General features: G+C 40.9%; 1 protein-coding gene. It reads right to left on the minus strand.

Going from position 1 to position 1,152, the window contains the following annotated elements; all coding sequences use genetic code 11:
* Positions 1 to 10 precede the first annotated feature (10 nt).
* Positions 11 to 1,045: an IS30 family transposase gene (locus HMPREF3177_RS00075; RefSeq protein ID WP_070456154.1), complete on the minus strand. Its 1,035-nt coding sequence runs from the start codon at positions 1,043 to 1,045 to the stop codon at positions 11 to 13.
* Positions 1,046 to 1,152: the final 107 nt, after the last annotated feature.

Here is a 1,152-nt window from a genome sequence, read left to right on the forward strand (position 1 = left end):
ATTGTGTGGCCTAGGCCACACAATCAACAAATTGCGCAAAATTTTCCTCCGGGGTCTCGTAGTTTAATATTTTCCGGGGGAATGTGTTCATCCAGTTGGCAACTTCTGCAATGTGCTGGTCTGAGTATGCATGAATCGGTTGCCCTTTCTTTATAAAACGTCTGAGTAGCCCATTATGACGTTCATTCGTCCCTCTCTCCCAAGATGCGTATGGATGCGCAAAATAAACATCTATTCCCATTTCTTTTCCTTGTGCGCTAAGTTCACTAAATTCGGATCCGTTATCAGCTGTGATGCTTTTAAATGTCTTTTGAACGTTTGGGTATTCCTGAAATATACCTTTTAAAGCATCCCTTACTTCTGGTGCGTTCTTACCCGGTATGCGTTGGACAATGGCCATACGAGTCTTTCTTTCCACAAGAGTTAGAAGTGCCTGGTCTTTAGATTTGTGGCCAAGAACAGTATCAATTTCCCAATGCCCGAACTCTTCACGTGTGTCAATTGATTCTGGTCTTTCTTCAATGCTCGTTCCAAGGACTTTCTTATTACCTTTTGACTTTGAAGACTTTGTTTTGCGGCGTAGCTTCAAAACTAGGTCCATATTCTTCACTTTTAGATCGCCGTTATCAATCCAGTTATATAGGGTTTTCGTGCAAGGAACAGAATCGAATGTATTTTGTTTTTTTGCATAGCCCACAACAACGTCGGGTGACCAGTTGTCTTTCAATATTTTCTCCTCAGCGAATAATATGAATTCCCATGAAGCCATCAAGATAGTCGGAGCACCACAGTTTCTTCTGTTCTCCTCATAAACACGTGCGCCAACGTCAGGAAAGTATTTCTTGTAGGGTTTACGATTGGTATCGATTTGTTCGACTGTGCCCCGCTTTAGTTCTCGAGATACTGTACTGTGATCGCGTCCAATTTTCTCTCCAATTTCTCTTAAAGACAAACCTTGCTCCCTGTATGCAGCTATTTGTCCTCTTTCAATTTCAGTTAAATGTGTATAGCTTCGTTTTTTCGTGTTAGAATGAGAGTGAGTCATCGTGATTTACCTCCGTATGTTTATGGTTTTGGTCAACTTTAACTATACGTGGTTTCACGATGGCTTTCTATTTATTTAGCTGTTGCATTTCATTTTACAATGAAGCA

Origin of the sequence: Nosocomiicoccus sp. HMSC09A07 (genome assembly GCF_001808485.1) — a bacterium.
GTDB lineage: Bacteria > Bacillota > Bacilli > Staphylococcales > Salinicoccaceae > Nosocomiicoccus > Nosocomiicoccus ampullae_A.

Excerpts from the sequence above, each read along its gene's own strand:
- HMPREF3177_RS00075 (WP_070456154.1), bottom strand. The coding sequence starts at position 1,045 with ATGACTCACTCTCATTCTAACACGAAAAAACGAAGCTATACACATTTA.